This window comes from Sphingomonas eleionomae, assembly GCF_049889035.1.
Lineage (GTDB): Bacteria > Pseudomonadota > Alphaproteobacteria > Sphingomonadales > Sphingomonadaceae > Sphingomonas.
The window spans coordinates 411,680-433,065 of sequence record NZ_JBLTWP010000003.1; the positions used below are offsets into that span (position 1 = coordinate 411,680).

The following is a 21,386-nucleotide window of genomic DNA, read 5'->3' on the forward strand; positions in this document are numbered from 1 at the left end:
GGATTGCAGCCTTATCGTGGTCGGGTCAGAAGCTGTTTGTCCCGGCGCGTGAAGCCCCCTGTCCTACACCCCCCAATCCAGCATATCTGTCCGATCCCCTGCATCCGGCATGAGGACCGAACGCCATGGATCACCGCACCCTCCACCCCGCCGATCCCGCGCCAACTCCGAACGATCCCCCCGCCGACGCCGCGCCGGCCTTTCATCCGCCCGCCACGCTGGATGACAGCCGCCACGCCGATGGCTGGACCGCCGATCGCCAGCGGCAATTCCTGGTCGCGATTGCGCAGGGGGCCTGTGTCACCCGCGCCACGGCGCTGGTCGGGATGTCACGGCAAAGCGCCTATGCCCTGCGGGACAGTGCGCGCGGCGCCGCCTTTGCGCTGGGGTGGCGGGCGGCGGTGCTCCGGTCGCGCGACGTGCTGGCCGATACGTTGATGGACCGCGCCTTTCACGGCGTGCGCGAAACCATCACTTATGGTGACGGCGCGATGACCACGCGCCACCGGCACGACAATGCCCTGGCCTATCGGATGCTCGTCCGGCTGGATCGCCGCGCCGATGCCGCGCTCGCCGCCGGGTCGCCCCGCGCCGCCCAGCGCCCGTCGGGGGCGGGGGCGGGGGAGGATGCCGCCGCCCGCCTGGCCGCCGCCGATTTCGAACAATATCTCGAACTGGTTCAGCATCATGCCGCGCCCGGTCGTGCCGCCCTGTTCGTCGCCGCGCGCATCGGGGCCGCCGGGGTCGATGCGCCGGACGGGCTGGACGGCGTGCGCGCGCTCGCCCGCGCCGATCGCTGGCTGCGCACCCGGACGGATGCCGCCGCGCCCGTGCCCGTCGACGATCTTGATCCCGCGGCCCGCGCCGGCTGGACGGCGGAACAATGGGGGCGGGCAGAGGCGGCGGGCCTGATCGCCCTTGCCCCCGAACCGCCGGCGCCGGAAACCGGGTCAATCTGTCCAAACTGTCAACCCGATGACCTGCTGGACGCCCTGACGCCCCGCGATCCGGTGTGGTGGTGCGAGGAAAGCGAGGATTGGCGCACCCGCTTTCCCCCGCCGCCCGATTTCTTCGGGGATCAGGACGGCTTGCCCGGCGAACCCGATTATGAGCGCGAACTGACCGATGCGGAACGCGAAGCGATCGAGGATAACGACGCCGCTCGCCTGGCCCCCGCAATCCGCACCGGCGCCGTGGACCGCGACGCCTGGTTCGCCGCGCTCGCCACCGAAACCGCCATCGCCCGCGCTGGGCCCGCCCCGATGATCGCAAACCCCGCCGATGCTGGCGCTGATGGCCGGTTGCCGGGGGACGACGCCGGGTAAGCCGCATCGCCCGGTCCGCTCCATCGTCCTTGCGCTCGCCCGTGTTGGCGCTACCATCCGGGGAGAGGACAGGATCAGGGAGAGGATGATGGCGATTGACCGGCGGACGCTGATTGCGGGCGGCCTTGGCGCCGCTGCGGTGCTGACCCCCGCCGGACAGGCGCTGGCACAGGATCGCCGCCGTCGCACCTCGGCCAATGACCGGCTTCAGGTCGGGTTGATCGGGTGCAAGGGGATGGGCTGGGCCAATCTCAATGCGATGGTCCGGGGCGGGGACGTGACGCCCGTTGCGCTGTGCGATGTCGATGCCGGCGTGCTGACCGGGCGCGGGGCGGAACTGGCGAAATCCGCGGGCCGCACCCCTGCGCTCTATGATGACTATCGCCGGATGCTGGATGACCGGAATGTCGATGCGGTGATCATCGCCACCCCCGATCACTGGCACGCCCTGCAACTGATCGACGCCATGTCCGCGGGAAAGGACGCCTATTGCGAAAAGCCGCTGGGTAATTCCATCGCCGAATGTCGCGCCATGGTCGCCGCGAAACAGCGCCACGGCCGCGTGGTTCAGGTGGGCCAGTGGCAACGCAGCAACCGCCACTGGGCCGATGCCATCGCCCATGTCCATGCCGGCGGCATTGGCCGCGTGCGAAAGGTAAAGGCTTGGGCCTATATGGGCTGGATGAAACGGGTCGCCCCGCAACCCGATCAGGCCGCACCCGCTGGCGTGAATTACGACCGCTGGCTCGGCCCCGCGCCGCAGCGGGCATTCAATCCCAACCGCTTTCATTTCAGCTGGCGCTGGTACTGGGATTATGCGGGTGGCCTGATGACCGACTGGGGTGTCCACCTGATGGACATCGCGCTTCTGGGGATGAAGGCACAGGCCCCGCAATCGGTCAGCGCGCTGGGCGGTGCCTATGGCTATCCCGATTCGGCCATGGAAACCCCGGATACTCAGACCGCGATCTTCGATTTCGGGGGCTTTTCGGTGGAATGGGAACACGCCGTCGGGATCAGCCGCGGGCCGTATGACGGGCACGACCATGGCGTCGCCTTTGTCGGGGAAACCGGAACGCTGGTCGTCGATCGCAGCAAATGGTGGGTCTCCCCCGAACGCCGCGATGGAAAGGATCTGACCCCCGCGGTCCCCGTCACCAACGCCTCCGACAATGGCCTTGATCGCCACACCGCGGATTTCGTCGCCTGCGTAAAGGATCGCAGCCGCACTCCCGCCTGTCCCATCGAAAGCGCGGCCAACACCGCCATCGTCTGTCAGATGGGCAATGTCGCCTGGCGCACCGGGCGAAAGGTGCATTGGGACGCCGCCGCCGGTTCGTTCAAGGACGATGCACAGGCGAACGCCCTGATCACCCCCGCCTATCGCGCGCCCTATCGACTGCCGGTATAGGGACGCGGCCGCCATTCGATCCTGCTTGAGCCGTCGCCCCGGCCCGTGCATGATTGCTGGGCATGAACCCGCTGCCGATCGTTCCGCTCGACCCGCTTGAACGCGGACAGATCACCGTGATGCGCGTCGATGCGCTGATGATGGTGATCCCCGCCCTGTTGGGGGCCTGTGCACTGGACTGGTTCGCCTTTGACCGGCTGCGCGATGCCATCGGATTTCCGCCCTTCGGCCTCCTGCCGGGGCTGATCCTGCTCTATGGCCTCTATTCGGTCACGCTGGGCGCCCCCCGCCGCTGGCGGCTATGGGGCCATGCGTTTACCGGGGGGGAACTGCACGTCGCCAGCGGCTGGCTGATCCGGTCTCACACCATCGTCCCCGTCTCCCGCGTCCAGCATATCGACGTCACCCAGGGGCCGATTGAACGGGCCTGCGGCGTCGCCACGCTGGTTCTGCACACCGCCGGCACGGACGACAGCGAAGTCGCGCTGCCCGGCATCACCCGCGACCGGGCAGAGGGGATCCGCGACGCCATCCGCCAGAGCATCGGGTCCGCTGCGTGACGGATGCCCACCGCCGGACGCATCCGGCGACGATCCTGATCCGGGCGCTGAAGGATCTGCCGCAAACACTGATCGGTATCCCGGCACTCTATGCCGCGCTGTCAAAGGCCGGCAGCGGCTTCGTCCTGCTCGTCCCGCTGGTGATGCTGACGATCATCGGCCTGATCGCCTGGGCCAAATGGCGTGCGTTCACATATCAGCTGGGCGATGGCGAACTGGTCATCGCCGATGGCCTGCTAAACAAAAGCCGCCGCTCGATCCCGCTGGAGCGTATTCAGGATGTGTCGATTGAGCGCCGACCGCTCGCCCGCTTGCTCGGACTGGCGCTGGTCCGCATCGAAACGGGCGGAGGCGACAAGAATGAGGGTGTCCTGGACAGCGTTTCGCTGGACGAGGCCGCCCGCCTGCGCGCCCTGTTGCGTCGCGGTCCGTCGGTCGCGGATCGGTCGATCGCGGATAGTGATGCCGACCCGGCCGATCTGCGGGACTCCGCCCCCGTCTTTGCCATGTCGCTGCGCCGCGTCCTTACCCTGGGGCTGTTTCGCTTCTCGCTGGTCTGGATCGCTGCGATTTTTGCGGGGCTTCAGTTTCTCGACAACTTCGTCGATTTCGGGGACGTCAATTACAAGGATGTGATCCGGCAGGGCGAGCAACAGGTCCGCCAGGCGGCGTCGGTCGGCCTGATCATCGGCTTTGTGCTGCTGGCACTGGTGGTGGGGATGCTCAGCGGCGTGATCCGCACCCTGCTGCGGCACTATGATTTCCGCCTGACCGCTGCCGATGGCCGCTTCCGGCGGGTCCGGGGTCTGACGACCCGGACAGAGGTCGTCATCGCCAATCGCCGGGTCCAGCTGGCGGTCATCCGCCAAGGCGCGATCACCGGTCGCCTCGGCTGGCAATCGCTGAGTTTTCAGATGCTGGGCGGCAGCGACGACCCAAGCGGGCTTCAGGACATGGCACCGCTCGCCCGTCCGGCAGAGATTGCCGCGATCCTGGCTGTGGCCGAGCTGCCGCAATGGGATGATGCCGGCCTGCAGTCCGTTGCGCCGACGCATGGCGTGCGCGCCGCGATCAGTCTGACCAGCCTGCCGCTGATCACCATGGCCGGGCTGATTGCCGTACAGCCACGGTGGTGGCTCGTGCTGTTCGTGCTCGCGGTCCCGCTGGTCATTGGATGGGTGCAGCGGCGCTTTCACCGTTACAGCTTTGATGATGGCGTGGTGCGGATCACGCGGGGTGCGATCGTTCGACGTCACTGCATTCTGCCCGTTGGCGGAATTCAGACAGCATCTGTGGTACGCGGGCCGATCCAGCGGATGCTCGGTCTGGCCAGCGTCCGATTTGATACTGCCGGGGCCGGCCGGACGGGCGGAGCGGCGATCCACGACCTGACTTCGGCGGATGCCCATGCGCTGGTGAGCCGGATCAGCGCGGCGCTGGCGACGGCGTAGCGGCTGGGTCCGGTCCGGGGCTGGCCGGAAGGGCAGGTTTGGGGCGCGGGGCCGGTCGCCGCATCATACAGTCGGAAGCATTGGGCCGCACAAACTCGGCACAGTTCCACAGCGCCTTTTCAAACCCCCGGCTGCGATCACGCAGATAGCTGAACGACATGGTCGCCAGCGCCGGGGAATCGACCAGCGATCCAGCCTTGCCCGGTAAGGGAACGGCTGCGGGATCCGTCCAGCCGAGGAACTTGCAATAGGGCCGGTCGTCACACGCCCGTGCCGCCAACTGCGGCAGCTCCTCGGCAGGCAGGCGGCGGTCGATGGCGGTGACAAAGCTGTTCGGCTCGGCCTCGACCGGGCGCGGCAGTAGCGCATCCGGGATCGCCGCGACCGCGCCCGAGGCCACTTCGGTCAGCGCCGCATCCGTGCCGCTGGCATGGACCGGGAAGCGTTCCGCCAGCTGAGGGATCATCGGTTCCGTGCCGCTGCGACGCTTGCGGAATGCGGGCGGCGTGCCCCACCAGCCGGTCCAGCGAAAAAACAGATGGGTTTTGACCTCCACGATCTTGTCCAGACTGGACGACCAGTAGGGGACGACCCAGTTGGTGTGATAATGCGTGGCATGGCCGACCGGCGCATAGACCGCACCGGCCAGCGCCGCCCCCGCAAGGCCGAGTGCGCGCTGCCATGCGTCATCGCCGAACCGGCGGGCGAATGCACCGTCGCAGGTAAAGGTGAACTGGCACCCGGTGGTGCGTTCGGATCCCTGAAACACGACGCCGCAGATGCTGTCGGGAAAGGCGGGGTGGCGGACCCGGTTCAGCACGACCTGACCCACCGACTGTTCCGCCTCCCGGTCATCCCCTGCTTCGTAAAGCATGGCGGCGGCCAGACAGGCCTGTGCGCGTTCAAGGTCCGCTGGCGATCCGGAAAAGCGGAAGGGTGCGGCGCGGGGGTTGGGTGCGGTGGAAAACGGAATCGCGGCGTTGATGCGCAGCGCCTCCGCCGCCTCCACCGTCCGAAAGACCACCGGATCGACCGATGGCAGCAGGGCTGGAGGCACGATCCGGGCGGCGCCCGTCGCTGGCCGGGCGCGCGCCGGAGCCGGCACGGGGGCGGGTACCAGCAGCACCAGGGCCAGCGGAGCCGCGATCAGCGACAGTCCCAATGCCAGTGCGGCCCCGGTCAGGCGGCTGGATACGCTGGAAACTGAGGTCATGACAAAGCCCCTGTACGGGGCAGCCCTGCTATTCGCGCCAGAGGCCGCTGGCCTCGCACAGGGCAAGGCGCTGATCGGCGCGGGCCAGGCAGGAGCGGTTGTCGCCGCACTGCTGGGTCGCCCGCTGCATGGCGGCCCGGCAGCTGGCAGGGGCGATCGGGGCGTCGCCCAAAGCCCAGACCATGCCCGACAGCTGCCGATTGACGCCCGGTTCCGGCCCGTCCGACGCAGCCGAAGCGACCGCCGACGGGGGCCAGCCATCGCCATCGCCCAGCGTCATGCTGGCGATGCTCAGGACAGTCAGCATCGCAGCGATGCCGATCCATCGTTTCGTCCTGATCCTGATTCGGCGGCTCCGACCCCTCATGGCCTTATGTCATAGCAAAGGCTGGTTAATGGTGCGAGTCGCCCCGGCTCATTCCGGCAAAAAATCAGGGACCGACAGATAGCGTTCGCCGGTGTCGTAATTGAAGCCGAGGATGCGTGATCCGGCGGGCAGTTCGGGCAGCTTTTGCGCGATCGCGGCCAGCGTTGCGCCGGAGCTGATCCCCACCAGCATCCCTTCGGTCCGGGCGGCCTTGCGGGCCATTTCCTTGGCGTCCGCCGCGTCCACCGCGACCACCCCGTCGATCGACTGGGTATGCAGGTTGCCGGGGATGAAGCCGGCGCCGATCCCCTGAATGGGATGGGGCGCGGGCTGGCCGCCCGAAATCACCGGAGAGGCGGCAGGTTCGACGGCATAGACCTTGAGGTTCGGCCAGTGCTGCTTCAGCGTTTCGGCAACGCCCGTGATGTGCCCGCCAGTGCCGACACCGGTGATGATCGCGTCCAGCGGCGCATCCGCGAAGTCGGCCAGAATTTCCTGAGACGTGGTGCGGACATGGACATCGATGTTCGCAGGGTTTTCGAACTGTTGCGGGATCCAGGCGCCGGGGGTTTCGGCGGCCAGTTCCTCCGCACGGGCGATCGCGCCCTTCATCCCCTTTTCCCGGGGCGTGAGGTCGAACGTCGCGCCATAAGCCAGCATCAGCCGGCGGCGCTCAAGGCTCATGCTTTCGGGCATGACGAGGATCAGCTTGTACCCCTTGACCGCCGCGACCATCGCCAAGCCGACGCCGGTGTTGCCGCTGGTCGGTTCGATGATCGTCCCGCCGAGCTGCAGCCTGCCGGAAGCCTCTGCGGCCTCGATCATCGCCAGTGCGATCCGGTCCTTGATCGAGCCGCCGGGGTTCGAGCGTTCGGACTTGATCCACACCTCTGCATCCGGGAACAGGCGCGATACGCGGACATGGGGCGTGTTGCCGATGGTTTCGAGGATCGACTGAGCCTTCATTGGGCCTTCTCCTTTGGCGGTTCGACGGGCGGAAATTCCAGCGTTTTGACCGTTTCGAAGTTCCGTGCCCGGCGCAATTCAGGAAAGATATAGGCCCATAAACCTGTGATCGCCACCGCCAGCACGCCGCCAACGGCGGTTGCGGCGACCGGGCCGATGACGGCGGCGAAGAATCCGGCCCGCGCCTCGCCCAGTTCGTTCGATCCGGAAATGAACAGGGTGGAGACAGCGCCCACCCGGCCTCGCATGGCATCGGGTGTCGACAGCTGGATCAGCGAGGAGCGGACATAGACCGAAATCATATCAGCCGCGCCCAGCACGACCAGCGCGACCAACGACAGCGCGACGCCGGGGGCATAATCATGCCCGATCGCGGCCGGCCCCATCGCCCAGTAGAAGATCGGCCCGGCCAGACCGAACAATGCGGTCATCGCGCCGAAAACGGCCACCGCCCAAAGCATCCGCTGCCCGACATTGTTGCGCAGGGGCCGGACCGAAAAGCCGATGGCGACGAGCACCGCACCCAGCGAGGGCGCACCGCGCAGATGGCCCAGCCCCTCTGACCCCACCATCAGGATATCGCGGGCATAGACGGGCAGCAGCGCAGTGACTCCGCCGAACAGCACCGCGAACAGATCGAGCGAGATCGCACCGAACACCAGCCGGTTGCGCCGGACATAGGTCAGCCCCTCGACCATCTGTTGCCAGGGGTTGCCGCCCGACGGCTTGCCCTGGGCGTTGATCGGACGAACGAGGCTGAGCATCGCAACCGAAAAGGCGAACAGGGCAGCGGAGACGGCATAGGGCAGCCAGGCATCGGCGGCATAGAGATAGCCGCCCAGCGCCGGGCCGAGGACGGCGCCGGTCTGCCAAGACACCGAACTCATCGCGATGGCGGTCGGCAGTACCGCGGCGGGCACCAGATTGGGCGCAAGCGCACTGAGCGACGGTCCGGCAAAGGCGCGGGCGACACCCAGCAGGGCGGCGATGGTGAACAGCGCGGGCAGCGCGATGATCCCCGACCAGGTCATCCAGGCAAGGGCAGCAGCGCATCCCGCCTCGAGGAGGAGGGCGGCGCGGGCGATCAGCCGCCGGTCCACCCGGTCCGCCACCCATCCGGCGACCAGCGACAGGACCAGCAGCGGCAGGAACTGTGCGACGCCGATCAGGCCGAGGTAAAAGGCGCTTTCCTTTACCCCCATCGTCTGACGGGCGATGTCATAGACCTGCCAGCCGATGACGATGACCATCGCCATCTGCGCCAGCGTGCCCGACAGGCGAGCCAGCCAATAGGCGCGGAAATTGTGGAGGGTGAAGGGATGCGGCGGCTGTGACATCGTGGCTGGCCCCTAGGGCGGCAGGGCGGTGAAGGGCAATGGGCGAATGCTTTGAGCGGATGAAGGGCGGGTATCGGCGTTGACGGTTCGGTTGACAGTTTGGACACTTTGTACGGGTTTTCAGGCGTGCGGTTGACAGTCGGCTGGCAGCCCGGCCCGATCCTGCCGGATCGGAACAGGCAAAGCGCAGCCGCCCCGAACCCTAGCCGAGGTGCGGGCGTGTAGGACAGGGCAGAGCGGTTTTGCGGCGGGCGGCAGGCGAGCGCGGTTCAGTCGCGCGGCGGACCGAACACCGACCAGCCGGTGCGGTGGCCGAGCATTTCCAGCGCCCGCACGCCGAGGATCGAGTTGCCATGCTGATCCAGATTGGGCGACCAGACGGCGATGGAGGCGATTTCCGGCGCGATGGCCAGGATGCCGCCGCCGACCCCGCTTTTGGCAGGCAGGCCGACCCGGACGGCGAAGTCGCCCGAACCGTCATAATGGCCACAGGTCATCATCAGGGCCAGCACGGTCCGGTTCTGCCGCGCGCGGGCCAGCACATCGTCGTCATCGCCGGGCAGGCGGGTATGCGTCAGGAATCGACCCGCAGCGGCAAGGCCGCGACAGTCCAGCGTCAGCGCACATTGCCGGGCATAAAGATCAAGGACGCGATCGATCGGCTGTTCGATATTGTCGTGATGCTTCATGAAACTGAGCATCGCCCGGTTGAGGTCGCCGTCGCTGGCCAGCACGTCCTGGTTCAGATCGACGGGCAGGTCGCCAGCGGCATCGCGGACCAGCATTTCCACCGGGTTCCCGTCGCCCGCATCCGCCGCCAGCATGTCGCACACGACAAGCGCGCCCGCGTTGATGAACGGGTTGCGCGGAATGCCGCCCGTCCGTTCAAGGTCGATCACCGAATTGAACGGATCGCCCGACGGTTCGCGGCCGACCCGCTGGAACACCGCATCGCCCCGGCTCAGCAGCGCAAGATCAAGCGCGAACACCTTTGAAATGGACTGGATGGGAAAGGGCCGGTCAAAGGCTCCCGCCGCATGGATGTGATCGGCGGTTGCAACGGCGATGCCGATGGGGCCGGGGGCTGTATCGGGGTTCTTGCGGTCCGCCCCTTCCTCGATCTCGGCGGCATTGGCTTCAATTTCGGCGATGATGTCGGAAAGGACAGGCGCGATCTGCATCGGGCCGGAACGATCCGGCGGGCGATCCGATCCCCGTCAGCGGGCCATGTCGGTCAGCCGCGCACGGCGCATCCGGGCGTGGCGGGGGACGCATCCGGCGCGGCGCGGATCATGGCATTGGCATCGACGTCGCCAGCGGGCAGGGCAGCGCTTTCCACCCGGATATGTTCCCGGCGGGGATTCCACTGATCGCGCCACCATATATGACCGGCGCGGTGGTCGATCATCGGCAGCCATTGTTCGGCCAGGGCATGTCGGGCATCGGGCGGGATCACGGGTGCACCCATGGTCGCGGCGGCACCGAACTGGCGCGCGATGTCGATATTGGTAACCGCAAACATGGCATCGCGATCCCGGCGCAGCGTTTCCAGCACCGCAGCGCGAGCGGCCTGCCATTCCGCGGCGGTGAAGCCCGACCGTGAAAGACTGCATGTCAGTTGCTTGATGGCGCCGATCACGGGCCGCCAATTGCCGTCCGTCACGCCGTTCCACAGCATGATGAGGCGCTGGCCCAGTTCGCCCTGTTCGATGTGCATCCCGGCGGCGCCCGGCGATGCGCCCGGAAAGGCGGCGGCAAGGCGGGTATTGACCGCCTGAATCACCACGGCGTCCATCAGCCTTTGCCTTGCATAAGCCATCGGATCGCGGGGCGTGGGGGGCGTCGGCGTCGCCATGGTCATCATGGCGATTGCGCGCTTGCCGCTGGCCGAATGGCTGACCGGTTGCACGCGATCGGCCTGTATCGTCGGTGGCGGGGGCAGCGGGGCGGCCGCGCCCATGCCGGTCCAGCGTGCGAAATGCCGCTCGACAAGCTGTTCTATCCGATCCGCATCCACATCGCCCACCAGCACGATCATGGTGTGTTCAGGGCGGTAGAGCCGGTGATAGAGCGCGCGGATCGTATCGATGCTGGCGGTGGGCACGTCATCGGAATTCTGGGCATCCATCACGTCGTTGGGCGATCCGGGCGCGACCGCTGCGATATAATCCGCGTGAATGTCGTTGCCCGGCCGTTTGTCCGCCATTTCGCGCACCACTTCGGCCCGTTCGAGATCCACGGCATCGGCGCGCAGGGTAAGGTCGCTGACTGCCTCGCGAAATAGGCCCAGCAGGGTATCGATGTCCTGCGGATCGCGCGTCCGCGTGGACATGAAATAGTCGGAATGGTCCCAAGTCGTCGTTCCCGCGGTCGGCGCGGGATAGCTCATCGGAACGCCAATGTGCCGGAAATGATAGAGATCGTCCGGCGAACCGGTGGTCGGACTGGTGAACACCAGATGCTCGATCAGATGGGCCAGCCCGCGCTCACCGGGGCGTTGTTCGGCGATGAAGCCGCCCTCGATCCTCATGTAAAGCCCGATGCCGCTGTCCTCGCTGCGCCGGGGCACGATCACGTAGCGAACACCATTGGGCAGACGCCCCTGCCGCACGGTTCCCCAGCGGGCATCGGCCGGGTCGGGCGCAGGGGCCGCAGCATCGGTCGGTGGCGGCGGTGCTGACTGTCCGACTGCCGGCAAGGCGATGCAGGCAGACAGCAATGCGCCAAGGGTCACCAGCCACGCGGTTCGCATCTCCGCCCCCTTTCGTTTCCGACGCAGACATGCTGTGCGCGGATTGGGGCGCGAATGCGGCGTGCCTATCCCGCCGCCTTGGCCAGGCCCCGGCTGAGTTGCAGGGCGCCGTTGAGGCGTTGTTCCGGGGTGGCCCAGGCGCGGGTGATGACGAGTTTCATGTCCGGGCGCAGTTTGGCCGTCCCCTCCAGCTTGGCGACATAGGCGAGCAGCCCTTCGACATTCGGGAACTTGTCGTCGTGGAAGCTGACCAGCGCGCCCTTTGGCCCGACATCCAGTTTGGCGATGCTGGCGCGCTTGGCGTTCAGCTTGGCCTCGATCAGCTTGAGCAGGTTGTCGGTCGCGGGCGGCAGCTTGCCGAAGCGGTCGATCAGTTCGGCGGCAAAGCCCTCGATCCCGGCCTTGTCCTCCACCTCGTTCAGACGGCGATAGAGGCCCATGCGCAGGTCGAGATCGGGCACGAATTCGTCCGGAATCATGATCGGTGCATCGACGGTGATCTGCGGCGAGAATTCCTTTGGCCGATCCTCGCGCAAGCCGCCCGCGCGGGCGTCGAGGATCGCTTCCTCCAGCATCGACTGATAGAGTTCGTAGCCGACCTCGCGGATATGGCCCGACTGTTCGTCGCCCAGCAGATTGCCGGCGCCGCGAATGTCGAGATCGTGGCTGGCAAGCTGGAATCCCGCGCCCAGCCCTTCGAGATCGGAGAGCACCTTCAGCCGCTTTTCGGCGGTTTCGGTCATCATCCGCTCGGGCGGGGTGGTGAAATAGGCATAGGCGCGGGTTTTCGACCGGCCGACGCGGCCGCGCAGCTGATAGAGCTGAGCCAGGCCGAACTTGTCGGCGCGGTTGATGATGAGCGTGTTGGCCGACGGAATGTCGAGCCCGGATTCGACGATGGTGGTGGAGACGAGCAGATCCGCCTTTCGGTCGTAGAAGTCGCTCATCCGCTCCTCGACCTCGCTTGGCGCCATCTGGCCGTGCGCGACGATGTAGCGGATTTCGGGGACTTCGGTGCGCAGATACTCCTCGATTTCGGGCAAGTCGGCGATGCGGGGCGTGACGAAATAGGCCTGTCCGCCGCGATAATGTTCGCGCAGCAACGCCTCGCGCACCACGACCGGGTCCCACGGCATGACATAGGTGCGCACCGCCAGGCGATCGACCGGCGGCGTCTGGATAACCGAAAGCTCGCGCAGGCCCGACATCGCCATCTGAAGCGTGCGGGGGATGGGCGTGGCGGTGAGGGTGAGGACATGGACGTCGGTCTTCAGCGCCTTTAGCCGTTCCTTGTGCGTGACGCCGAACCGCTGTTCCTCGTCCACGATGACGAGGCCGAGGCGCTTGAACTCGATCCCCTTGGCCAGCAGGGCGTGGGTGCCGACAACGAGGTCGATCTGGCCCGCGGCCAGCCCCTCCTTCGTCGCCTTGGCCTCGCCTGTGCCAACCAGGCGGGACAGGCGGCCGATTTCGATGGGGAACCCCTCGAACCGCGCCTTGAAATTCTGGTAATGCTGGCGGGCGAGCAGGGTGGTGGGACAGATGACCGCGACCTGCATTCCGGCCATCGCCGCGACGAAGGCGGCGCGGAGCGCAACCTCCGTCTTGCCGAAACCCACATCGCCGACGACCAGCCGGTCCATCGGGCGGCCGGCGGCCAGATCGTCGATCACCTCGGCAATGGCGCGATCCTGATCGTCGGTTTCCTCATAGGGGAAGCGATCGACAAAGGCGGGATAGCCGCCGGGGTCGGGCTGCATCACCTCCGCCGGGCGCAGCGCGCGCTTGGCAGCGGTGGCGATGAGTTCGCCCGCGATTTCGCGGATACGCTCCTTCATCCGCGCCTTGCGCCGCTGCCACGCCTCACCGCCCAGCCGGTCGAGCGCCGCGCCCTCTTCGCTGGCGCCGAAGCGGGAGAGGACTTCGAGATTTTCTACGGGGACGTAGAGCTTGTCGCCGCCGGCATAGGTCAATGCCACGCAGTCGTGCGGCGCGCGCTGCACCGGGATCTGGGTCAGCCCCTCATATCGGCCGATCCCGTGATCGACATGGACGACGAGGTCGCCGGGGGTGAGCGTCGCCAGTTCGTTGAGGAAGGCGTCGGTCGATTTCTTGCGCTTGCGGCGACGGACGAGGCGGTCGCCCAGCATGTCCTGTTCGGTCAGGACCGCCACGTCCGGCGTGGTATAGCCATGGTCGAGCGGCAGGACGATCAGCGACACCGCCTTGTTGGCCGCGCCCATCGCCTGTTGCCAGCTGTCGACCATCGCGATCTGAACCAGGCCGTGATCGGCGAGCAGCCCCTTCAGCCGTTCCCGCGCGCCTTCGGAATAGCTGGCGAGGATGGGCCGCTTACCCGATGCGCGCAGGGCGTCGAGATGGGCGACCACCGCCTCATAGACATTCTGGCCGCCCGCGCGTTCGGGGGCGAAGTCGCGCGCGCCATCGACGCCGAAATCAATGACGGCATCACTTTCCGGTTCATGGAAGGGCGTCGCCAGATGCGCCCGTGCCGCAGCGGTGTGTTCCGCCCATTCATCGGCCAGCAGGTAGAGCATCGTTGGCGCAAGCGGACGGTAGCTGCCCGGATCCTTGGTCTGTGCCCGGATGCGGTTGGCGTGATAGTCGATCACCGCTTCGATCCGCTGTTCCGCGGCGGCGGGGACGCCGGGATCGCGCACGACCACGGCATCGGCGGGCAGATGGTCGAACAGCGTTTCCAGCTTTTCCTCGAACAGCGGGAGCCAGTGTTCCATGCCCGCCAGGCGGCGGCCGTCGCTGATCGCCTGATACAAGGGATCGCCGGTGGCGGTCGCGCCGAACCGGTCGCGATAGCCGGCGCGGAAGCGTTTCACGCTGTCCTCGTCCAGCAGCGCCTCTGACGCCGGCAGCAGGGTGAAGCCGTCGAGGCGGCCGGTCGTCCGCTGATCCTCGGTCGAGAAGGTGCGGACCGTCTCGATCTCGTCCCCGAAGAAATCGAGGCGCAGCGGCTGTTCCGCGCCGGAGGGGTAGAGATCGACAAGGCCGCCGCGCACCGCAAACTCGCCCGCGTCATGCACGGTATCGACGCGGTTATAGCCATTGGCGGCCAGCAGCTTGACCAGCCGGTCGGTCGAGATCCGCTCACCCGAGGCGAGGCGGGCGACAAGCTGGCGGATGCGGAAGCGGGTCAGCGTGCGCTGGGCAGCGGCATTGGCGGTGGTGACGATGAGGCGAGGTCCGCGCGGTTTCTGCTGCAGCTGGTGCAGCGCGGCCAGCCGTTCGGACATGATGCGCAGCGTGGGGCTGGCGCGGTCATAGGGCAGGCAGTCCCAGGCGGGGAAGGCGATGACCTCAAGCTCCGGCGCAAAGACCGGCGCAGTGGCGGCGACCGCGCGCATCATCGCTTCGTCCGGCGCGATATAGACCGCACCGCCATTCGCCGCCCGCGCAAGGTCGGCCAGCAGCGAGGGCAGGAAGCCGGCGGGCACCCCGGCAAGCGTCAGCGGCCGGGATGCGCGGAGGATCGTCGACAGGTCGGGCATGAATTCTCGATCAGGCGGCGCCGGGGCCGGCACCTGGGAATGGGTCAGTCGGGCAGCTTCACGAAATCGAGCCGGCGGATCGCATCGAACATCCCGCCCGCATACCGGGGCGGAACGGGCGCCACGCCAAGCGCCCAGGCCATGATGTCGACATCCTGTTCCTCCATCAGTTCTTCGAACAGGGCGATTTCCTCCTCGCTCCAGGTTGCATGGGCGGCATCGAAAAAGCCGCCGATCATCAGGTCGGCCTCTTTGGTGCCGCGATGCCAGGCACGGAACTTCAGTCGCTTCAGGCGGGTCTCGCGGTCCATGGGCGTCATGTTCTCCATAGGCGATTGACCGGCGACGCTGGAATGCGCCGTCGGCTGGGGCTAGGGAGGCAGATAGTCATGCGACCCGACCTGCTCAATCCATTGTTCGCGGAAATCACCGCGCTGAAAGGCGTGGGGCCCGGGCTGGCCAAGCCGCTGGAGCGGCTGGGGCTGGCGCGGGTGGTCGATATGGCGTTCCACCTGCCCACCGGATGGATCGACCGGTTGCCGCGTGAGGAACTGGACGCGGCCGATGCCGGGCGGGTGATCGCCATCACGCTGGTGCCGGTGGATTACCGGGTTTCCGCCGGGCGCGGGCCGACGCGGGTCCATGCGCAGGACGCGCGCGGCAACATCGTCTCCCTCGTCTATTTCGGCGGATCGAGCGGGTGGGTGAAAAAGATGCTGCCGATCGGCGAGGCGCGGCGCGTTTCGGGCAAGCTGGAAACCTATGGCCAGGAATTGCAGATCATTCACCCGGACCATGTCCTGCCGTTGGAAGAGGCGGACGGGCTGGCCGAGCGGGAGGCGGTATATCCCCTGTCCGAAGGGGTGACGTCGAAACGGCTGGCAGGTTTTGCCGAACAGGCGGTGGCGCGCGCCCCCGTGCTGCCCGAATGGGTCGAGCCGGGGTTGAAGGCCGCGCGCGGCTGGCCCGACTGGCGCCATGCGCTGACCCGCATCCATGCCGATCCGGCCGATGCGAAGGCGCGCGAGCGGCTGGCCTATGACGAGGTGTTCGCCAACCAGCTGGCGCTTGCGCTGGTGCGGGGCGAGGCGCGGTCGAAGCGGGGCAAGCCGCTGATGGGCGACGGGTCGCTGCGGGCGCGGCTGAACCTGCCCTATGCGCCGACGGGCGCGCAGGCGCGGACGATCCGCGAGATCGAGGGCGACATGGCGCAGGATCGTCCGATGCTGCGCCTGCTGCAGGGCGATGTGGGATCGGGCAAGACGCTGGTCGCGGCCATGGCGTTGCTGATTGCGGCGGAGGCGGGGGCGCAAGGCGCGCTGCTGGCGCCGACCGAAATCCTGGCGCGGCAGCATTATGAAACGTTGTCCCGGTTGCTGGCGCCCACCGGCGTCACGGTTGCGGTGCTGACCGGGCGCGACAAGGGGCGGGCGCGCGAATCGACGCTGATGGGCCTGTCCGACGGATCCATCCAGATCCTGATCGGGACCCATGCGATTTTCCAGGAGGCGGTCAGCTATCGCGACCTGGGGCTGGTGGTGGTGGACGAACAGCACCGGTTCGGGGTGGCACAGCGCATGATGTTGCAGGCCAAGGCGCAGCGGCCGCCGCACCTGCTGGTGATGACCGCGACGCCGATCCCGCGTACGCTGACCCTGGCCAATTATGGCGAGATGGATGTGAGCCGGCTGGACGAGATGCCGCCGGGGCGCGAACCCATTGAAACGCGCGTGGTGTCCGAGGATCGGCTGGCCGAGGTGGTCGAGGGGCTGGCGCGGCATCTGGCCGGCGGGGGGCAAGCCTATTGGGTCTGTCCGCTGGTCGAGGAATCCGAAAAATCCGATCTGGCGGCGGCGGAGGCGCGGGCGGAATCCCTGCGCGCGCGGCTGGGCGATGCCGCGGTCGCGCTGGTCCATGGCCGGATGAAGCCGCCGGAAAAGGACGCGCAGATGGCGCGGTTCCAGACGGCACAGGCGGGCGTGCTGGTGGCGACGACGGTGATCGAGGTGGGCGTCGATGTGCCCAATGCGACCCTCATCATCATCGAGCATGCCGACCGGTTCGGGCTGGCGCAGCTGCATCAGTTGCGCGGGCGCGTGGGGCGGGGCGGGGGCAAGTCGATCTGTCTGTTGCTGCGCGGTTCGATGCTGAGCGAGACGGCGCGGGCGCGGCTGGCGCTGATGCGCGAGACGAATGACGGGTTCCGCATTGCGGAAGAGGATCTGCGCCTGAGAGGGGCCGGCGAGCTGCTTGGCACGCGCCAGTCGGGCGATATGGCGTTCCGGCTGGCCAGTCCGGACCAGATGGCGGAACTGTTGCCCGCCGCCAATCAGGACGCGCGTTTGCTGATCGACCGGGATGGCGGACTGTCCGGCGAGCGGGGGCAGGCAGCGCGGCTGGCGCTGTACCTGTTCGAGCGGGATGCGGCGGTGGCGCTGCTTCGATCCGGCTGATTGCCGGGATCATTTCGGCACTGTCAGCTTCTGTTCATTTTGTCCGATAATTGGGCATTTCCGTTCTTGCGTCCCCGAAAAACTCTGCTAGTTTTACATCATAGACCACTGTTCCACATAACGGGAAGAATAGTGGCGCGGCAGGGGGATGCGGCGAACCGGGCTCTCCTGCTGGTGAAAACGAGCGATAGGGGGAGGAGTCTGATGAGTCGGGCCAAGCTGTACAATCGAGGATTTTCTGCAAGCGCGTCGCATGGCGTGATCGCCGCGGCGATGCTGATGGCACTTGCTGGCCCGGCCTATGCCCATGCCGATCCCGAACCCAGCGATGCTGCGCTGACCGATGCCGAACTGGCCGCCGCTGTCGGCATGGTGATGACCGCCCAGGAAACGACCGACACGGATCAGGGCGAAATCCTCGTCGTCGGTTCGCGCGCCAGCCAGCAGTCGGCGAACGAGCGCAAGCGCAATGCGCGGACCGCGACCGATTCCATCGTGGCCGACGATATCGGCTCCTTCCCCGACCGCAACGTGGCAGAAGCCGTTTCCCGCCTTCCCGGTGTGGCGCTGGCCCGCAACGATTTCGGCGAAGGCGAAAGCGTCGCGGTGCGCGGCAACGGCCCCGACCTGACCCGCGTGGAACTGGATGGCGTCGGTGTGAGCAGCGCGTCAGGTGCCGCCATCAATGCCGACGCCGGCCGCAGTGCCGATCTGCGCGAACTGCCGGCGGAACTGGTCAAGAGCATCGACGTGGTCAAGGGCTCGACCGCTGACCAGACCGAGGGGTCGCTGGGCGGCGGTATCCAGATCAAGACGCGCAATGCGCTGGATTTCAGAAAGCCGTTTTACCAGTTTTCCGGTGGCTTTCAGCAGAACTCGCTGACTGGCGATTGGACGCCCAATTTCAACAGCATCCTTACGCGCAAGTTCTTTGACGGCCGCGTTGGTGTTCTTGTCAGTGCGAACTATAACAAGATTCAGAACATCAATCACGGTTATCAGAATACCACGAGCGGTGCGGCCGGCTATCATCGCCGGATCGACTTCGACAATTCGCCCGAAAAGACGTTTGTCTACAATCTTGATACCCTGACCGGCGATGCCGCCGATCAGGTGTTTGCCAATTCCACCGAAACGCCCCGCTCGCTGCTGACCAAGTCAATTGCTGCACAATCGAAGGCGGACTGTTTCGCTGCGTTCCCCAACCTGCCGACCGGGTCATCGAACCAGCGGGGGCAGCGTGTGCTCGAATTGCAGAGCTGCCTCAATCAGTGGAATGATTACACGCCGTCGCTGATCCGCAATTTCATGAACGAGCAGAATGACGAACGGGTCGCGATCGATGCGCGTATCGATTTTCGTGCAACGGACAACCTGCTGTTCTATGCCAAGACCACGATCAGCCAGCGGGATGTGGAAGATCAGAACCGCAGCCGCAATCCGGTCCAGACCGTTGTCCTGAATCCGGCCGGCACGTTCCTGCTGAGCAATGACGGAACCAACAGCACGGCCCCCGCGCAGCGAACCGTAAACCCCAATGGCCCCGCTGGTTATTACCTGTATGACGGGGTCAATACGGTTACGCAGAACCGGCGGAACCCGAACAGCACGGCAAACCCGCAGCCGCTACTGGGCAACCAGAATTACATGGCGCTGGGTAACGTGGTTGGCATTGTGCCGAACAGCGTCGTCGTGGATGCGTTGCACAACGTGACGCAGATGACCACGACCAACAATGTGGTGAATATCGACCAGATCCAAGGTCGCAACAAAACCGATACCTATTTCTACCAAGGCGGTCTGGAATGGCGTTCCGAAAGGGTCGACATTGACGCATTCGCAGGCATGTCGAGCTCAACCGGCTCCCGCGCCGACCAGCGGACAAACCGTTCCTACGCTTATGGCGATGCCACCATCACGCTTCAGCCCAATGGCCTGTGGGATATCGATTTCCCGGATGCCTATGACGAGAGCAATATCGCCAATTTTGTCCAGCTGCGTGCGCCCGTCTGCATCGGAAGCGGGACCGCACCGAACTGTGTAGGCCAGAATGCGGTTGCCGCTGCCTTCGGCACTCCGGCTTCGCCGGCCTACACCGTCGGGCAAATGCCGCTGGTGACGCCGAATTTCCAGGTCCAGTTTTCGCCATTCCTGGCCGAGATCGAGGAGCGGTTGGCAAAGGCGGACGTGACGTATCGGACGGATGGGCTGTTGCCGTTCATCACGCGGGTGAAGGTCGGTGCGCAGTATCGCAAAAACTCTACCGACCGATGGGGAGCCGGCGGCTATAATGTCAGCGATGCCGTCGGTACCTTTGGTACTCCGGGATATGTTGCGCCGGTGGTTGTGCCGACGGCCAACGTCCGTGGCCAGTTGCGGGCATGCCAGCCAACTGCCACCTCCACCCTGTCGTGCAATTACGGTTTCGTTCCCTTCACTCAGCCGCTTAACAGCCGGTCGGGTGTGGATACCGTAACCCCGGAGGAGCTGACGCGGCTGTTTACCTCGTCGTTGGAAGACCTGGGTGCGGAGTATTTTGGCGACCTGCCCAACCGTGGCAATCTGCCGCCGGCATGGACGGGCATCCTGACCGATCAGCTGTTCTCTCAGCTGGGCGCTGCACAGTTCATCAATTTTGACTGCGTCAAGGTTTGTACGGGCAGCGACGGCAACGAATATGCCCAGCCGCTGACGCGTACCCGGGAAGAAATCCGCAATGTGTATGCCATGTTCGATTTCGAGCAGAAGCTGCCATGGGGGCTGGAATTCGACGGCAATATCGGCCTGCGTGGCGTGTTCACAAAGGTTGAGGGTACCGGCGTCTTCGTTCTGCGCAACATTCGCACGACGGCGGCATTTGATCCCAACAATCCCACTGCCGCAGCAGGGATCGTCACCACGATTGCTCGCGAGAATACGACGATTTCCAACAACACGACGGATTGGCTGCCGTCGGTCAACCTGAACCTGTGGGCATTTGATCGGTCCCTTGTCCTGCGGGCTTACGGCGGCAAGACGGTCGCTCGGCCGCCGGTCAGCCGGCTGCTGGCAAGCGGCGAGTGCACGATCGACGAACGGACCATATTGTCCAGCCCCGGAGACGGCGAAGATCTGTTCGCCTGTCCCGGACGCGTGGGCAATCCCGGTCTCAGCCCGTTTACCGCGTGGAACTATAACTACTCGCTGGAATGGTATCCCAACCGCGACACGGTGTTGTCCGCGACTTACGGCAAGCTTGACGTACAGATCGGATCGCCGATCGGTGTCACGGTTACCGGCAGCCCGTTCAGCGGCTCAGACCTTGTCGACCAGTTGACTGGCCGACCGATTTCCGAGCTCCAGTTCACCTATCCGACCTTTGCCGATGGTCCGGGTTACAAGCGGGATATCTGGGAATTCCAGGCGAAAACTGCGTTCACGTTCCTGCCGTGGTTCCTGAAATATACCGGTGCTGATGTGAACGTTTCGGTGCTCAGTTCAGTGGCCACCACCGGTCAGCAGGATCCGCTGTCGGGCGACGTGCTGCCTCCGCCTGATCAGTCGCGCCTGTTTACGAACGCGTCGCTGTGGTACGACGATGGCAAGCTGAATATCCGCGTTGCCTATCAGAAGCGGACCGAGCGGTTCACGTTCGTCACGCCGGGCGGCGGCACCGGGGATCAGCCAGATATCAATTATCCGGGCCAGCAATGGGGCAATGTCCGCCTGGTCGCGCCCGGATACAATCCTGGCGTTGCCCGGTACATCGATGCGACGACGTTCATCGACGCGAAGATTGCGTACAACATCAACAATGCCATCCAGGTGTTTGTCGAAGGACGCAACCTGACCCGGGAAGCGCAGACGGCATCAACGGGCGACTATCTGCCCTTTGAAGATGGTACGCCGCGTATCCTTCAACTCGCTTATGGCGGTCGCCGCATTCTGGCGGGCTTCCGTCTGCGGTACGGCCAGTAATCCCCCCCGACTGCCCCGCTTCAGGTGACTGAAGCGGGGTTTTTCCTGTATGCAGGGGGCCATGAGCGGG

At 65.9% G+C, this 21,386-nt stretch carries 14 protein-coding genes; 6 read left to right on the plus strand and 8 right to left on the minus strand.

Annotation, left to right across the window (positions count from 1 at the left end; translation table 11 throughout):
* Nucleotides 1-125 precede the first annotated feature (125 nt).
* The 4 genes from ACNI3Q_RS10240 to ACNI3Q_RS10255 all read left to right on the plus strand — a co-directional run bounded on the left by ACNI3Q_RS10240 (nt 126) and on the right by ACNI3Q_RS10255 (nt 4,747).
* Complete coding sequence (locus tag ACNI3Q_RS10240; protein ID WP_426276331.1) at nt 126-1,325, plus strand: hypothetical protein; 1,200 nt, start codon at nt 126-128, stop codon at nt 1,323-1,325.
* Between the two features lie 88 nt (nt 1,326-1,413).
* Complete coding sequence (locus ACNI3Q_RS10245) at nt 1,414-2,736, plus strand: Gfo/Idh/MocA family protein (RefSeq protein ID WP_426276333.1); 1,323 nt, start codon at nt 1,414-1,416, stop codon at nt 2,734-2,736.
* Between the two features lie 62 nt (nt 2,737-2,798).
* Nucleotides 2,799-3,296, plus strand: coding sequence for a PH domain-containing protein (locus tag ACNI3Q_RS10250; protein ID WP_426276334.1), 498 nt, complete (start codon nt 2,799-2,801; stop codon nt 3,294-3,296).
* A complete protein-coding gene (locus tag ACNI3Q_RS10255; protein ID WP_426276336.1) occupies nt 3,293-4,747 on the plus strand; it encodes a PH domain-containing protein in 1,455 nt (484 codons plus the stop codon). The genes ACNI3Q_RS10250 and ACNI3Q_RS10255 overlap by 4 nt, the downstream gene beginning before the upstream one ends.
* On the opposite strand, the gene ACNI3Q_RS10260 is transcribed toward ACNI3Q_RS10255, so the two are convergent.
* From ACNI3Q_RS10260 to ACNI3Q_RS10295, 8 genes are all read right to left on the minus strand, one after another.
* Nucleotides 4,722-5,960 (minus strand): cell wall hydrolase, encoded by a 1,239-nt coding sequence (locus ACNI3Q_RS10260; protein ID WP_426276338.1) that lies wholly within the window; start codon nt 5,958-5,960, stop codon nt 4,722-4,724. The genes ACNI3Q_RS10255 and ACNI3Q_RS10260 overlap by 26 nt on opposite strands.
* A gap of 28 nt (nt 5,961-5,988) precedes the next feature.
* Nucleotides 5,989-6,267, minus strand: coding sequence for a hypothetical protein (locus ACNI3Q_RS10265; RefSeq protein WP_426276340.1), 279 nt, complete (start codon nt 6,265-6,267; stop codon nt 5,989-5,991).
* Nucleotides 6,268-6,375: 108 nt separating this feature from the next.
* Entirely contained in the window at nt 6,376-7,293 is a 918-nt protein-coding gene (cysK, locus tag ACNI3Q_RS10270; RefSeq protein WP_426276342.1) for a cysteine synthase A, read from the minus strand.
* A complete protein-coding gene (locus ACNI3Q_RS10275) occupies nt 7,290-8,630 on the minus strand; it encodes an MFS transporter (protein ID WP_426276344.1) in 1,341 nt (446 codons plus the stop codon). The genes cysK and ACNI3Q_RS10275 overlap by 4 nt, the downstream gene beginning before the upstream one ends.
* 269 nt (nt 8,631-8,899) lie before the next feature.
* The gene (glsA, locus tag ACNI3Q_RS10280; RefSeq protein ID WP_426276346.1) at nt 8,900-9,811 is read right to left on the minus strand and encodes a glutaminase A; all 912 of its coding nucleotides are present in this window, start codon (nt 9,809-9,811) and stop codon (nt 8,900-8,902) included.
* A gap of 53 nt (nt 9,812-9,864) precedes the next feature.
* Nucleotides 9,865-11,382 carry a M16 family metallopeptidase gene (locus ACNI3Q_RS10285; protein ID WP_426276348.1) on the minus strand — a complete coding sequence of 506 codons (1,518 nt, stop codon included), beginning with the start codon at nt 11,380-11,382 and terminating at the stop codon, nt 9,865-9,867.
* A gap of 65 nt (nt 11,383-11,447) precedes the next feature.
* Nucleotides 11,448-14,906: a transcription-repair coupling factor gene (gene mfd, locus ACNI3Q_RS10290; protein WP_426276350.1), complete on the minus strand. Its 3,459-nt coding sequence runs from the start codon at nt 14,904-14,906 to the stop codon at nt 11,448-11,450.
* 44 nt (nt 14,907-14,950) lie between these two features.
* A complete protein-coding gene (locus ACNI3Q_RS10295; protein WP_426276352.1) occupies nt 14,951-15,217 on the minus strand; it encodes an FAD assembly factor SdhE in 267 nt (88 codons plus the stop codon).
* 78 nt (nt 15,218-15,295) lie between these two features.
* On the opposite strand from ACNI3Q_RS10295, the gene recG reads away from it, so the two are divergent.
* Nucleotides 15,296-17,359, plus strand: coding sequence for an ATP-dependent DNA helicase RecG (gene recG / locus ACNI3Q_RS10300; protein WP_426276354.1), 2,064 nt, complete (start codon nt 15,296-15,298; stop codon nt 17,357-17,359).
* Nucleotides 17,360-17,563: 204 nt separating this feature from the next.
* Nucleotides 17,564-21,316: a TonB-dependent receptor gene (locus ACNI3Q_RS10305; protein WP_426276356.1), complete on the plus strand. Its 3,753-nt coding sequence runs from the start codon at nt 17,564-17,566 to the stop codon at nt 21,314-21,316.
* Nucleotides 21,317-21,386: the final 70 nt, after the last annotated feature.